This window comes from Caballeronia grimmiae, assembly GCF_000698555.1.
GTDB lineage: Bacteria > Pseudomonadota > Gammaproteobacteria > Burkholderiales > Burkholderiaceae > Caballeronia > Caballeronia grimmiae.
In genome coordinates, this window is sequence record NZ_JFHE01000026.1 from 20,364 (window position 1) to 35,014 (window position 14,651).

The 14,651-nt window shown below is 63.4% G+C and carries 10 protein-coding genes and 4 pseudogenes; 4 read left to right on the forward strand and 10 right to left on the reverse strand.

Annotated elements, in window-relative coordinates; all coding sequences use genetic code 11:
- Nucleotides 1–76: 76 nt before the first annotated feature.
- Complete coding sequence (locus BG57_RS21840; protein WP_035967981.1) at nt 77–859, reverse strand: IclR family transcriptional regulator; 783 nt, start codon at nt 857–859, stop codon at nt 77–79.
- Nucleotides 860–995: 136 nt separating this feature from the next.
- On the opposite strand from BG57_RS21840, the gene BG57_RS21845 reads away from it, so the two are divergent.
- The 4 genes and pseudogenes from BG57_RS21845 to BG57_RS21860 form a co-directional block, all read left to right on the forward strand.
- Nucleotides 996–1,841: a sugar phosphate isomerase/epimerase family protein gene (locus BG57_RS21845; protein ID WP_035968057.1), complete on the forward strand. Its 846-nt coding sequence runs from the start codon at nt 996–998 to the stop codon at nt 1,839–1,841.
- A 31-nt stretch (nt 1,842–1,872) separates the two neighbouring features.
- Complete coding sequence (locus tag BG57_RS21850; RefSeq protein WP_035967983.1) at nt 1,873–3,228, forward strand: MFS transporter; 1,356 nt, start codon at nt 1,873–1,875, stop codon at nt 3,226–3,228.
- A 16-nt stretch (nt 3,229–3,244) separates the two neighbouring features.
- On the forward strand, nt 3,245–4,279 hold the full coding sequence (locus tag BG57_RS21855) for a Gfo/Idh/MocA family protein (protein WP_035967984.1): 1,035 nt from the start codon (nt 3,245–3,247) through the stop codon (nt 4,277–4,279).
- Nucleotides 4,280–4,596: 317 nt separating this feature from the next.
- Nucleotides 4,597–5,324 (forward strand): annotated as a pseudogene (locus BG57_RS21860) (FAD-dependent oxidoreductase); the annotation flags it as partial.
- Between the two features lie 122 nt (nt 5,325–5,446).
- Here the strand turns inward: BG57_RS21860 and BG57_RS21865 are convergent.
- The 9 genes and pseudogenes from BG57_RS21865 to BG57_RS21900 all read right to left on the reverse strand — a co-directional run bounded on the left by BG57_RS21865 (nt 5,447) and on the right by BG57_RS21900 (nt 14,472).
- Entirely contained in the window at nt 5,447–7,051 is a 1,605-nt protein-coding gene (locus BG57_RS21865) for a gamma-glutamyltransferase family protein (RefSeq protein WP_052005932.1), read from the reverse strand.
- Between the two features lie 20 nt (nt 7,052–7,071).
- Nucleotides 7,072–7,980, reverse strand: coding sequence for a LysR family transcriptional regulator (locus BG57_RS21870; protein WP_035967985.1), 909 nt, complete (start codon nt 7,978–7,980; stop codon nt 7,072–7,074).
- A gap of 70 nt (nt 7,981–8,050) precedes the next feature.
- Complete coding sequence (locus BG57_RS21875) at nt 8,051–9,361, reverse strand: MFS transporter (protein WP_052005933.1); 1,311 nt, start codon at nt 9,359–9,361, stop codon at nt 8,051–8,053.
- Nucleotides 9,362–9,431: 70 nt separating this feature from the next.
- The gene (locus BG57_RS21880; protein ID WP_035967986.1) at nt 9,432–10,712 is read right to left on the reverse strand and encodes a M20/M25/M40 family metallo-hydrolase; all 1,281 of its coding nucleotides are present in this window, start codon (nt 10,710–10,712) and stop codon (nt 9,432–9,434) included.
- Nucleotides 10,713–11,719: 1,007 nt separating this feature from the next.
- Nucleotides 11,720–12,034 (reverse strand): annotated as a pseudogene (locus tag BG57_RS21885) (dihydrodipicolinate synthase family protein); the annotation flags it as partial.
- Nucleotides 12,034–12,339: pseudogene (locus BG57_RS21890) on the reverse strand (LLM class flavin-dependent oxidoreductase); the annotation flags it as partial. The pseudogenes BG57_RS21885 and BG57_RS21890, both read right to left, overlap by 1 nt.
- A 110-nt stretch (nt 12,340–12,449) precedes the next feature.
- Entirely contained in the window at nt 12,450–12,710 is a 261-nt protein-coding gene (locus tag BG57_RS21895) for a hypothetical protein (RefSeq protein ID WP_052005936.1), read from the reverse strand.
- A gap of 145 nt (nt 12,711–12,855) precedes the next feature.
- Nucleotides 12,856–13,057: pseudogene (locus BG57_RS31755) on the reverse strand (cold-shock protein).
- A 221-nt stretch (nt 13,058–13,278) separates the two neighbouring features.
- On the reverse strand, nt 13,279–14,472 hold the full coding sequence (locus BG57_RS21900; RefSeq protein ID WP_035967994.1) for a porin: 1,194 nt from the start codon (nt 14,470–14,472) through the stop codon (nt 13,279–13,281).
- Nucleotides 14,473–14,651 lie beyond the last annotated feature (179 nt).

Here is a 14,651-nt window from a genome sequence, read left to right on the forward strand (position 1 = left end):
ACAGTCCTACAAAGGCCGATGCGCTAGTCCGCGCTTGTGATTCGCGCGGGGTGCCGATATCTACATTCTGCCCGCATCAACCACGTGCGAACAACGGAGAACTCCGGCTGGCGATCGCCATGGCCTTCGCACATTCGATGAGCTTCGGAGCGAGCGCTTCCATCCGTTCCGCTGTCATGCGGATAGACGGCCCAGCGATACTGATCGTGCCAAGTGGCTCGCTGTTCCCGCCGAGCTGGACTACCGCGGCGATGGCACTCGTCCCAGCCTCATAGGCGTCGAAGACAACGGCATAGCCTCGCTGGCGAGCCAGCTCGATGTGCTCAAGCAGGGCTCGAAGCGATTGCGGCGCGCCAGGTCCCATTTCCCGAGCCCGCTCCATTCCTTGGCGCGATATCAACGCCAGCGCGCGCTCTTCATCGAAGGCCGCTAGATATGCGATGCCGTTTGCCGTCGCCGGAAAGTAAATCTCGAGTCCCGCGTCCGCGTCTAGCCGCAGCCCTGTGCGAGCGCCTTGGGCCTTGGCCACCCAGATCAGGTCCTCTCCCTCGGCCACTGCAAGCCGGACTAGCTCTCCGCTGAACTCGGCAAGGTCATCGAGCAGCGGTTGAGCGGCGTCCGTGATGCCGGTCGCCGCGAGGTAGCTCAGACCAAGGGATGCGAGTTTAACGGTGAGCCGGTACTGCGAGGTATTAGGGTCCTGCTTCACATAGCCCGTTTCCTTCAGATCCGTGAGAAGACGATGCGCGGCCGTACGTGGAATGCCAAGGCGGTCGCCTACTTCGGACATCGGAAGGCCGTGGACGTGGTGGGAAAGCAGCTCGACGATCGCAAGCGCTCGGTCGCGGACGGCAGTCATATAAATCGAGAAGGGATTAATGGGCCCACCATTCTATCCCATCTGGAATCCTGTTTCATCTGGAGGGCTTTAGGGTTTACTGCAGATGTGGTGTTCTATTCCAGTTGGTAAGGTAAACCATCAAAGAGAGATGGACATGAAACTGGCAATCGATTCATACAGTTACCACCGCTATTTCGGCGAGATTTATTCAGGTTTGGAGCAGGACCCCGGAACGCGAATCAACATGGAAGGATTCGTCGACCGCGCAAAAGCATTAGGCGTGGATGGCGTTTCGCTCGAATCGTGCTTTCTGCCGAATCCGACGCCCGACGAAATCGCACGTCTGCGCGCGCAGCTCGAGCGTCTCGAACTCGACCGGGTATGGGCGTGGGGACATCCAGGCGGACTGCGCTCGGGCGCGGCGCCGGACGAGGTCGCGGACCTCAAGCGGCATACGGAGATTGCCGCGGCTATCGGCGCGAAGGTGATGCGCATTTGCTGTGGCGGACGCCGCACGCGCATCGACGATTGGACGGAGCACAAGGCCCGCCTTGTTCCGCTACTGAGCGATGCCGCCCGCCACGCCGGACGCCACGGTGTCGTGCTCGCCATCGAAAACCATATCGACCTGCTGGCCGACGAACTGGTCGAGCTCATCGAGACCGTCGATTCGCCCGCACTCGGCGTGTGCCTTGATACCGCCAATAACCTGCGCATGCTCGAAGACCCGGCGCTCGCCATCGAGAAGCTTGCGCCCTACGCGCGTGCAACGCACATCAAGGACATCGCCGCGAAAAGCGGTAATCCGCGTGAGTTCGCCTTCTGGCCAAGCGTGCCGCTGGGACAAGGTCTCATCGACATTCCGCGAGCATTCGACGAGCTACGCAAGCATGGCTATGCCGGCTTGCTGGCACTCGAGATCGACTATCTGCATCCCGCCTACGAAGACGACGAAAAGGCTATCGCCGACAGCATCGAATACATGCGCGGACTGCTTTAAGCATGCCGCATTCGAAATACTAGGAGACAACATGAGCGCCCCTGCCAAGCAACTGAACGTCCAGGAATTCTTGGATTCGAGGCCGTTCGCCGGCTTCCATTGGAAGATTCTTTTTTTGGGCCTCGTGGTCCTGATTCTTGATGGCTTCGACGTGGTCGCGATGGGTTTTATCGCTCCCGCGCTGATCGCCGACTGGAAAATCAGCCGTGCCGCGCTTGGGCCAGTGCTCAGCATGGGCCTGTTCGGCCTCGCTATTGGCGCGCTGACCGGCGGGCCGCTGGCGGACCGTTTCGGTCGTCGCAAGGTCATCATCGGCGCAGTCATCTTCTTTGGCGTGATGAGTCTTGCATCCGCATGGTCGCCTAACATCGAAGTGCTCTCCGTCTTGCGCTTTCTGACCGGACTCGGCTTGGGCGCATCGCAACCGAACGCCGCGACCCTGGCATCCGAATACGCCCCCAAGAAGCATCGATCGGTCATGGTGACAGTGATTTACTGCGGATTCACGCTGGGCGCAGCCGGGGGTGGCTTTCTCTCCAGCTACCTTGTTCCCACTCACGGCTGGCAATCGATTCTGGTGGTGGGCGGTATGGTTCCGCTTCTGTTTGCAGCGGTGCTGTTTTTCGTTCTGCCGGAATCTGCAAAGTTCCTGGCCGTGAAGCACGAAGGACGAAAGGCCCTCGCGAAAATCATCAACAAAATTCAGCCCGGCACGGTGGACGCTTCCACCGAACTCACAACGGCCGAACGGGAACACGCAGGCAAGGGCGCCATCCGGCTCATCGTGTCGAAGCCGCATACCTCGGTCACGCTGGCGCTGTGGGTCGGGCTGTTCATGAACCTGATGACGGTCTACTTCCTCAATAGCTGGTTGCCGATCATCGTCAGGGACAATAACTTCTCGCTCGCCGATGCGGCGCTCGTCGGCGCGATGATGCAGGTGGGCGGCACGCTCGGGAATATTGTCATCGGCTGGGAGATGGACCGCTTCAAGGCGCACAAGGTCATGATCGCGACACTGTTCGCGGCGCTCATTTTCACGATTGCCATCTCGCAGTTGAACGTGGGCCTGGCCGGTCTCATTAGCCTCGTGTTCCTGCTCGGCTACTGCACCAACTCGACGAATACCGGCTGGACCGCGATGGCGGCGAGCTACTACCCGACCGAGATGCGCGCGACGGGCACGAGCTGGATGACGGGCATCGGCCGCTTCGGCGCCATCTCCGGCGCATCGATCGGCGCCGTGCTGCTGAGCTTCAAATGGAACTTTGGTCAGCTCTTTCTGTTCCTGACGGCTCCTATCGCAATTGCCATCGTCGCAGCATATGTGCAGGGCCGAGTCCGTACCAATGCGGCACCCGTGCTGCGCAATGCAACGACGCATTGAACCAAGGAGAGCATCGATGTCTGTATCGCGAGTGGGTCTCATCGGTGCGGGCGCAATAGGGCGCGCGCATTTGGTCGGCGCTGCCGAAGCCGAAGGAGTCGAGATCGTTGGAATCGCAGACCCGAACGTCGCTGCGAAGGCGTTGGCCAATGAGTTCTCGATACCGTGGTTCGCCGACCACCGAGCACTTGTCGATCAGATGAAGCTCGACGGTGCCATCGTCGCAACGCCGAACGCCTTGCATGTGCCGATTTCGCTGGAACTGATTGGCGCGGGCATCGGCGTGCTGGTCGAAAAGCCGATTTCCGATACGGTCGAGGACGCATTGCGCCTGGCCAGGACGGCAGCCGATGCGAACGTTCCCTTGCTCGTGGGTCATCACAGGCGACACAACCCGATTATCCGCACGGCGCGTTCGCTGGTGCGGGACGGCAAGCTGGGTCGGCTGGTTTCCGCGTCTGCGCTCGCTACCTTCCTCAAACCGGACGCCTACTTCGACGAAGCATGGCGCCGGACGACGGCGGCCGGACCGGTGTTGATCAACCTCATCCACGAGATCGACTTATTGCGCTTCGTTTGCGGCGAGATCGGGAGCCTGCAAGCCATTACCTCCAATGCGGTTCGCGGTTTCGAAGTTGAGGATACGGCGGCTATTATCATTCAGTTAAAGAACGGCGCGGTCGCGACGATTACCTTGTCCGATACGGCAGCCTCCCCTTGGAGTTGGGACACGTCTTCCGGTGAAAACGCTTCGTTTGCGAAAAATTCCATCGAGAGTCACTTCCTGTCTGGGACCGATGCGTCGCTGGCGCTGCCCACCTTGCGGATGTGGCACTACGCGGGAGATCGAGGATGGTTCCACCCGCTCTCGATTGGGATAGTGGACTACGCAGCCGCAGACCCCTATGTTGAGCAGATGCGCCACTTCGGATCCGTCATTCGGAAAGAGGAAGAGCCGCTGTGCGATGCGTTTGACGCAGCCAAAACGCTTGAAATCACTGCATCCGTGCGACAGGCCGCTCAGTCTGGAAAAGCCGTTCGTTTTAGCTGACCGCTGTTGTCGGAAGCAGTCGTAGCTGTGAAAGAAGGTTCTAGGTCCGCTTTGGGTCGGCAAGGGAAGTTCGTGTCGAGTTCGTGCAGGCAGCTGACGGGCGCCGGTCGGACTTCCGGGGTCAACCACTTGCAGCCACTCGATGGGGCTCCCGGATGGGCGTCCGAACGTCGACTACGGGTCCTGTTACCGCCGTTGCGGCTGCGCAGCGGGCGGCATGTACGTCGCGCGCAGCCGCTACGGTGCTCGCGGTTTACATGGAACGGCACTACGTCGAACGCCACTAAGCCTAACGCGAACCTCCGCCCAAACAACGACGCCGCCCCCGTCTACATGCGGTCACGGCGCAGGAAATCGCGTCGATCGAGCCGACGCTGAAGGGCAGTTTTCACGCGGGTTTCTCCACGCCCGTGGATTCGACCGGCGACATTCACAAGTTCACGCGCGGTGACGCCGATGCATGCATGCGTCACGGCGTCGAGTTCCGTTACGACACGTCGGTCAAATCGATCGGCCATCAACGGGCCGCGTCGCGCTGACGGTCGAGCAGGCGGGCGAAGAACAGCTTCTTCAGATCGACGGCATTGTGATCTGCGCGGGTGTCGGCAGCCGAGAGTTCGCCTCGATGGCGGGCGATCACGTGAACGTCTATCCCGTCAAAGGCTATTCGATCACCGTCTGTCTCGACGATGCGCGCAGCCGCGAGCACGCGCCGTGGGCCAGCCTGCTCGACGACCGCGCGAAGATCGTCACGAGCCGCCTCGGCGCGGATCGCTTCCGCGTCGCGGGCACGGCGGAACTGAACGGCTTCAACCGTGATATCCGCGCCGACCGCATCGCGCTACTCGTCGAATGGACGCGGCGCTACTTTCCTGAAGTTTCGACCGCGCGCGTGATTCCGTGGAGCGGCCTGCGGCCGATGTTGCCGAGCATGCTGCCGAAGGTCGGGCAGGGCAGGCGTCCCGGCGTGTTCTACAACACCGGGCACGGGCATCTCGGATGGACGCTTTCGGCAGCAACGGCGGAACTCGTCGCGCAAGCCGTGCTGCGTAAGTGGCCGGGAAAACCGGTTCAGTCGCCGCTACGCCGTCGGCAAGCATGGCGCGCAGCGAAGCGCTGCTCTGAGCGTCGCGTTCCCCGCATGAAGCATGACGCGGGGAACGTACGTTACCAGCCGATCGCCGCGCCGTCGCTGCGCGGATCGTGTCCGCCTTCGAAACATCCGTTCGGATAACGGATGATAGCGCCTGCGTGGCCCATCGTTTCGTCGTAGGGCCGCAACACATCGACATCATGTCCGAGGCTTCGAAGCGCCCCGGCGGTCTCTTCGCCGAAGCGCGCTTCGAGCTTGAGCGAATCGCTCGCCTGTCCCCACGTGCGGCCGAGCAGCCAGCGCGGCGCATCGATGGCCGTCTGCGGATTCCATCCGTACCGCGCGATGCGCGTGAACACCGCGCTCTGCGATTGCGGCTGGCCGTCGCCGCCCATGTTGCCGTAGACCATCACGCGCCCGTCGGCGAAACGCGCGAGCGCCGGATTCAGCGTGTGGAACGGCCGCCGTCCCGGCATCAGCGGATTGCGCGAGGCTGCGTCGAGCGAAAAGCTGCAGCCGCGGTTCTGCCAGTTGACGCCCGACGAAGGCAGCACGATTCCGCTGCCGAACTCGTGATAGATGCTCTGGATGAAGCTCACGGCGAGGCCATTGCCATCGATGGCGCCGAGCCATACCGTGTCGGCGGGGCCGAGGCCGTTGCCCCACGGCGCGGCGCGATCCATCGAGATTTGCGCGGCGAGTTCGTCGAGACGTTCGGGGGCGAGCAGCGCCTGCGGATCGATGTCCATGTGATCGGGATCGGTGACGTGCGCATCCCGGATCACGAAGGCGAGCTTCGTCGCCTCGACGCACGCGTGAACATACTCCGGGCCGAGCGGGTCCATGTCGTCGCGCAGCACGCGGTCGAGAAGCCCGACGATGATGAGCGAAACGATGCCCTGCGTCGGCGGCGGCATGTTGTAGACGGTGCCGAGCGAATGCGCGAGGGCGAGCGGCGTCACGATCCGCGCATGATGGCGCTCCAGATCGCCGGCGGCGAGCGGGCTTCCCAGCGCGCTCAGTTCGGCTGCCATGCTGCGCGCGAGATCGCCGCGATAGAAATCGTCGAGCCCGCTGCGCACGAGTTGCGCGAGCGTCGCGGCCATGCGCGGCTGCGTGAAGCGATCGCCGGCCTGCAAGGGCGAGGGCATGAAGGTGTTCGCGAAGCCGGGCACGCTTGCGAGTTCATCGCGCTTGGCGGCGATGCAGCGCGCCTGACTGTCCGTGGCGGGCACGCCGTGCATCGCGTAGTCGATTGCATCGTCCAGCAGGCGCGACAGCGGCAGGCGTCCGCCGAGCGTCGTGCGCGACCACTCGAACGCCGCATGCCAGCCCGACACCGTGCCCGCAACCGTATTCGCGGCAAGCGGCCCGCGATGCGGAATGCGATCGAGCCCGAGCGCGCGATACCGATCGAGCGTCGCCGCCGCCGCAGCCGCGCCGCACGCCTCGATGCCGACGGGTTCGGCGCCGGGCCGCGAGATCAGCCAGAAGCCGTCGCCGCCGATGCCGTTCATGTGCGGATAGACGACCGCGATTGTCGCGGCGGCGGCGATCATGGCTTCGACGGCGTTGCCGCCTTCGCGCAGCACCGCGAGCGCGCTCTGCGAGGCGAGCGAGTGGGGCGCGACCGCCATGCCGCGGGTGCCGCGCGACGGATTGAACGTCTGAATGGTCATGGCTCGGGTGGCGGAAAGGTTCAGGGTTGAACGGCGCGCGGCTTCATCTGCGTACGCATGATTTTTTTGCACATCTGCACGAACTGATCGACGAGGGCAGAACGCTCGCCGCTGATCGCGAGGCTCGCGACGACCGGAATCGCGATCTCCGGCGCGAGCGGCGCGACGTTCAGACCGAACGCGCGCGCGGAGAGCGCCGAGAATTCATCGACGATCGTAACGAGCCGCGAGCGCGCGGCAAGGGCGATGAGCGAGTGATACGACTGCGCCGTGATGGTCGTACGCACGTTGAGCGCATGCTCCTCGAAGCGCTTGTTGAGCAGGCGGCCGACCGGATCGTCGGGGTCGGGGCCGAGGATCTCGCGCCCGTCGAAGGCGGCGAGGTCGATTGACGCGGCGTCTTCGAGCACGTCGGGATGACCCACGCACACGAGCCGGCTCGACGCCAGCTCGATCTCCCGGATCGCCGGATGCGCAATGCTGTGATAGAGCACGCCGACATCGGCGTCCATCAGGGCAATGTTCGCAACCGCGGTCGCCGAGTAGTCGGAGCGCACGGAGAGCTTTACGTTCGGATGCATCGCGGCGAACGCAAGCGCCGCATCGGCGACGACGGTCTGTGCGAGCGCCGGTGCGGCCAGCACGCGGATCGACGATTCGTCGGTGCCGCCGCGCAGGTTGTCGGCGAGCCGCTGCACCGCGTGCAACTGCTCGTCGAGCTTCATGATCTCGGGGAAGAGGCGCTGTGCCTCGCGCGTCGGAACCAGCTTGCCGCGCGTGCGCTCGAAGAGCGCGTAGCCCAGCTGGCGCTCCGCGCTCTGCAGGATCTGCGTGACCGCTGGCTGCGTCAGCGACAGCAGCGCTGCGGCGGCTTTCAGCGTGCCCGTGACGCGGATCGCGTTGACTACCTCTATGTGCCTAAGTCTCATCGAATGTCGTTTTCGGTCTGGGTCGGCCAGGGCCGGCGAGCCGGCCCGCGCGGCAAGACCGGCGCGATGCTCACGCGTTGTTCAGCGCGTTCTCCTCGATGCGCGCGGGTTGATAGCGCAACCTGAACCAGAGGATACAGGTAAGCGCGACCACCGCGGTGACCATCACGTACCACGCGGGAACGAACTTGCTGCCGGTTTCGTTGGCGATCCACGTGCAGATGATCAGCGAGAGCCCGCCGAAGACCGCGAAGGTCAGGTTATGCACGATCGCGAGGCAGGTTGTGCGCGTGCCGTGCGGAAACAGCTCCGCGACGAACGCGGGCATCGCGCCCTGGAATACCATCACGCAGGCGGTGAGGCCGGTGATGCAGAGCACGTACATGCCGACCGTGGGCTGCGCGACCATCAGATGGAACGCCGGCATTGTGAGGGCGACCGTCAGCAGCGTGCCCGCCGTGATAAGCGCGAGCCGTCCCACGCGATCCGACAGCGCGCCGAACACGGGCGGCAGGAAGATCTGCGCGACGGAGTAGCCGATCGCGCCGAGCATCGAATCGGCAGGGGAAAGGCCGAGCACCTTCTGCGCATAGAGCGGAATGAAGACACCCAGCAGATAGTTCGTCGACGCGGCGAGCGAGTACAGACCGATCGCCGCCGCGATGCGCGCCTTGGCCGTCGCGAGCGTCTCGCGCAGCGGACGGTGTTCGTGCCGGCTCGCCTCGAACTCCGGCGTTTCGTCGACGCGGCGGCGAATCCAGTAGCCGAACGGCACGATCGCGAGGCCGATGATGAACGGCACGCGCCATCCCCAGGACAGCAGCGTTTCAGGCGTCATCAGGCGCGTCGTGCCGAGGCCGACGATGCTCGCGAGTCCCGTCGCGAGCCCGATGCCGACCACCTGATAGCTCGCGAAATAGCCCTTCATGCCGCGCGGCGCGTGCTCGGTGACGAACGAGACCGTCGAGCCGAACTCGCCGCCCGCCGAGAAGCCCTGCAGGATCTTGCCGAGCACGAGGATCAGCGTGCCGCCGGCGCCAAGCATCGCATACGAAGGCGCGCAGGCGATGACGAGGGTGCCGAGCGCCATGAGCCAGATGGTCAGCATCATCGCGGACTTGCGGCCGCGCCGGTCGGCGTATCCGCCGATCACGACAGCGCCAAGCGGCCGGATGAAGTAGCTGATGCCGAAGGTCGCGGCGGTGGCGAGCATCGACGTGTAGGCGTCGCCCGTCGGAAAGAACGCCTTCGCGAGGATGGCGGCGAGAAAGCCGTAGATGAAGAGATCGTAGAACTCGAGCATGTTGCCGACGAGCGCGGAGGCCAGAATGCGCCGGAACTTGCCGCGCTGCTCGCAGCTGAGACTCAGGTTGTGTGACATGGCGTTTTCCTTGGTCGATGCGACGTGTGGAAGCTGACGCGATACGCGATACGAAAGCGGGACCGGCCGTTCAGATGCCGTGCAGGTAATCGAAGGCGGTGAGGGCGTAGATCTCGCCGAGCGCGCGCAGCTCGTCGACGTGGACGTGCTCGTCGAACGAGCCCATGTTGTGCGCGGTGAGTCCGCAGACCACGGTGGGCACGCCGTGCATCCGGTAGTGACGCGCGTCCGATGCGCCCACGCGCATGTTGACGACCGGCTCGATGCCGAGCCGCGCCGCGCAATTGCGGCGCACGCGCTGCACGATCTCGTGATCGGGCGAGGTCCAGTTCGGCTCGTAGCGCCGCGTGATCTCGACGCTGACGCCTTCGTGCCGCGCAACGATCGCGTCGATGCGCGCTTCGATCTGCGCGACGCTCACGCCGACCGGCAGGCGGATATCGGCGGTGGCGCATGCGTGATCCGCGACGAGATTCGATAACCGGCCGCCCTGAACGGTGCCGAAGGTGACCGTCACGCGCCGCAGCACGTCGCTTTCGCCGCGGCCGGACAGTTCCTCGGATGCGGGGCCCGCGTGTTCGATCGCGGCGAGCACGTCGGCGGGCGCGTCGACGGGATGATCGCGGAGTGTTTTCAGTTCCTGAATGGCGTCGAGCAGGCGCTCGATCGCGCTGATGCCGCGGTGAACATGGGCCGCATGCGCCGACCTGCCGGACGCGTCCAGCCGCAGCCAGATCATGCCTTTCTCGCCGAAGCGCAGGACGCCGGGCGAACCGGTGTCGGCGCTGATCATCGCGTCTCCGGAGGCTTCGGGCACGTTCTTGAGCAGATAGCCCGCGCCCTCGGTGCCCATGCTCTCCTCGTCGCCGACGAAGGTCGCGACGACTTCGCCCGGCAGGGTGTCGCGCAGTGACGCGAGGTGGCGCAGCGCGAACACGATTGCCGCGATGCCGCCTTTCATGTCGGAGACGCCCAGGCCGTAGAGCTTGCCGTCGCGGGCCTCGCCGTTGGGGTCGACGCTCCAGCGATCCGCATCGACGAGCGGGAAGGTGTCGAGATGGCCGTTGAAGACGAGCCGCCGGCCGGGCCGCATGCCGCGCGCCCGCACGACGAGGTTCATCACGTGCGGAAGGGTGCAGTATCGCGTGATCTCGACGCCGGTGCCCGCTAGCATGGCCTCAATGCGTTGTGCGACGGCGTGCGTGTCGCCGGGCGGATATGGGCTCGGCTCCGCGACCAGCGCGCGCGCCAGATCGACGACTTCCTGACTGCTTGCGGCGACGGCGCGTGAAAGGGCGCGCCGCAGATCGGATACTTCGGCGTTGCGGGCGACGAGAACATCGGCTTGCATGGATGACCTCCGTGGATTCGTTGCGTTTCCGGCGCGCACAGGCGCGTCGGGCATGAATCCATGGTCGGTGGCCGATTTCTCAGCGTCGAATTAGGCAAAAAGGAGGGGGTATAAGTAAAACTTAATTGCGGGCGGGACCGGTTCAAACGCCGTTCATCAGACTGGACGGGTGATCTCAGGCATCGACCCATAGATACGACAGCCTGTCGCGGTCGACACGCGGTTGAGCCCGCGCAAAGGGTAAGAGCGTGGAGACCTTCGTCGGCGCTCGTGTCCCATGATGGCAAGGTGAGTGAGAACGATAGCGTCGGGCCTTTGGAAAACCTTAGCCATTTTGCGAGCGACGGTATCTGGGGTTGCAGCGATAGCATTGTGGCGTGCGACCGTTCGACTCTTGGAAGAAGCCATTCGAGGAGCTCGGGTCCAACGGCCGCAGTGGGTCGAAAGTGTGAGTTCGCGGTGAAAGCTTAACCGGCCGCGAGGTTGCCGCTGCAAGGCGGTTCTCGTTTTTGTCGGACGCAACTACGAGTCTCCGCGTTGGCCGTCCCGGCAAACTTGAACCGAGCTCAGCGATTTGCAGGAGCAATGTCCAAAGCGACGGTAGACCATTATCTATTCGAAAAATCTGCGCGCGTAAGTAGCATATTAGGCGTCGGATGCGCCAGCAACTTGCGCCGGGCGACCGATTCAATGCGCGCAAACCCGTCCCCGAACACTCTCACCGTTCGGGCATCGTCCGCATCCGGCGGTAGCCAAAAGAACACCTCCGAACACTTACGCGGCACGACACATGTCACGGTTTGCTCACGCCAATCGAGGACAAAGGTTAGCGTCTGTCTATCTGCGGAGATCTGCGCTTCTGGTACAAGCACTTTCATGAGCGGTGATGCGATGACTGAATGAAGGAATGACCGGCGCGAGGCCGATGGGTCACCAGTCCACCCGGTGTTTTTCTTCGGTTTCCTGATGGCGCCGATCGTGGTCCACATGCAGATAGACGCTGGTTGTCGCTCCCGCAGGCATTTGTACAGATCGGGATGAAAGTTGGTGAACACGCCGTCGAAGCCGGCCGAACCCGCCTTCATGGCATCGCGCGCGGTGACCGCATTGGCGTTCAACACCTTGAGCGGCGAACCTTGCGCGAGCGCCACGCGGCGCTTGACTGTATCGAGGTCGCAGCTCACGTCCTTCAGCATCATGAAGCGGCCCGTGTCAATGCAGCGCTTCAGTTCATCGTCGGAAAGCAGACGACGATACGGCGCCGGACATTCGTAGAGGCCCAGCGGCACATCGGCGGGAAGACGCGCGAGCAGAGGAATCAAACGGCCACGCGCAGCCAGGAGCGTTCGGTCACCGCGGCGAGCGCCGCTAGCAGCGTGACGGGATCGAAGAAGTCGCTGCGGGCCGTGCGCGCAAGCGATGGCAGATGTGTCGAGCGTATGCCCGAAGAGTCCGCGAAGAAAATCGTGTCGAACTTCGCAGCTTCCGCGAGCCGCGCCAGTTCCACGTAGTGGCGAAAGTTGCTGCCGGCGTCGGCCTGGGCATCGGGGTGCCGCCAGCCGGCGATGTGATGGCCGGTCTGCATTAAGAATGCACCGAGCGCTAACTGTCGGGCGGGTCGTGTCATGGATCGGTCCCTGAACGAAGCGTTGCAGTGTGGGCAAAGCGAAGTCCGGGGGCTTCATCGCCGGACGCCTTCATTGACGATGCGACGCGCGCCTGTCCGATATGGTTCGATCACGCGGGACGGAACACGATGCTGGCTGTCGAGACCGTGGGCACTCCGCACGGAGGACGCGGCATGACGTCGCCATCGATGAACGCCGCGGCACAGCGGACGGCGAACCGGTACGCACCCACTCGGTTCGCGAAGACGCCGAGATCGCCCAGAGAAGTCGATTCTCCGTCTTTCTCGAGAATGGACGCTCGGGCGATGAAGACATTGCCCATGCGGAGCGCGGATGCCTGAATCGCGGCTCCGTTGTGATATGAAATCATCGGCGATTCCATGTGTACGCATGCATGGTGACCCGAGCAGCGTGGATTCAGTTTCTCGATCGGGCGAAGCGGCGGCTGATTCCGCCGTTGGCCAGCGCAAAGGCAATTGCCGGGCGTGGGTTGCCGGGATAAACCCGGCATCATCTCAAAGGGGATCGATTTCCGGGGCTTGCCGGCCTTTCGGTCCCTGCTTGACCTCGTAATTCACTCTGATGTTCGTGCAGCGTCTTGAATCCTTCGCTGCACACTTCCGGGAAATGGGCGAACAGATCATCGGTACCGACGTCCGGGATGATGAAACCGTAGCCTTTCGCGTCGTTGGACCACTTGACCGTCCCCGTTGCCATGACTCCATCCTTGCTAAGTTGAAGCGGACCTCAACGTAGGCGTTGCGCATCATGGATGCTCCGTTGCTGTCGGGTCCGCACGCGCCGCCTTATGCGGTTTTGCGGCACTGACAGACGATACGTCCGCCAGTTCGTCATGCAAAGGAATGGATCATTCGATCGATATCAGCCCACTCGTGCCGAGCTTATGATGGTCAATCGATGCGGTGCGACTCCGCCTGTCAGAAGCGCACGCGAACGCCGCCGAACGCCGCCACTTGCCGGTTCGTCGACGACGGCGTGCCCGCATCGGCGATAGCGGCGATCTTCTGATAGCCGTTGCCGACGCGCGTCGAGGCATCGCCCGCCGCGAGCTGATAGACGCCGGAAAGATAGATGTCGGTGCGCTTGGACAACACGTAGTCGACGCCGAGGGTGAACTGATGCCAGCGCGGCTTGAGCGTCGCGCCGGCGGTGCCGGGCAGGCTGTTTGCGCGGCCATCGGTGAAGCTATACACGCCGATTAAGGTCGCCGCCGGCGTGATGTTGTAGCGGCCGTTCACGTCGTAGTTGTTGAACTTGCGCGACGAGCCGTCGTTGTAGTCGAGCTGCGTGTGGCTCCATGCGAAGCCGACCGTCGCGACCGAGCCCAACGCATAGTTGCCGCCTGCGACCGCCACCTGCTGCCGCGCCACCCCGCCGTTGACGCCATAGAAGAATGCGCCGCTGTAGTCGTCGCCGGATGTGGTCGATGCCCCGCCGATCGCGCCGCTCGTGTTCGACGCGACATTCGGATGATCGAGCCGCAGATAGCCCGCGCCGAGTTGCAGCGGCCCGGCGGCATAACTCGCCGATACGCCCCACGCGCGGTTGTTGCCGAAGCCCGCGCCCGCGCCGTTGCTGGCCTGATTGCTAAACCCATAGAGCGCGTCGAGAGTCACGCCCGCGAAGGTATCGCTCCTGAACTTCACGGCATTGTTGATGCGGAAGGTCTGATTCAGATTGTCGTTATCGCCGACGTGCGTGGCGGGCGACCAGAAGCCCGGCCCGGCGAACAGCGCGACGAGGTCCGTGTTCGGATCGTACTGACGACCGAGCGTCAGCGTGCCGATGCCCGTCTTTGCCACGCCCACATAGGCTTGCCGTCCGAACTCGCGGCCACCCTGAGCGAGCGTGCCGTCGTTGACGCGATAGCCGCTTTCGAGGGTGAACAGCGCCTTGTAGCCGCCGCCGAGATCTTCGACGCCTTTCAGGCCCCAACGGCTGCCGTTGAGCTTGCCGCTCGTCGCCTGCACGTTGGACGCGCCACGCTGATTGTTCGTATAGGCGAGGCCCGCGTCGATGATCCCGTACAAGGTGACGGAACTCTGTGCCTGAACGATGCCGGGAAGGGCGGCCAGTAAGCCAGCGGCGCCGGCGTGTGCGACTCGTTTCATTCGCTTCCTTAGTATTAACCATGAGTTCGAGGAAGCCGGATATTACGGTCGTGCTTACCGAAGTCCAACGATGCATTTCTTGTTTGTAATGGCTCGCACGCCTTATTTACATTCCGGATGACATAGAGAGCGATGTGTCCAGAAAAAGCGCGACCTAAAAAAATAGGACATCCCCACGC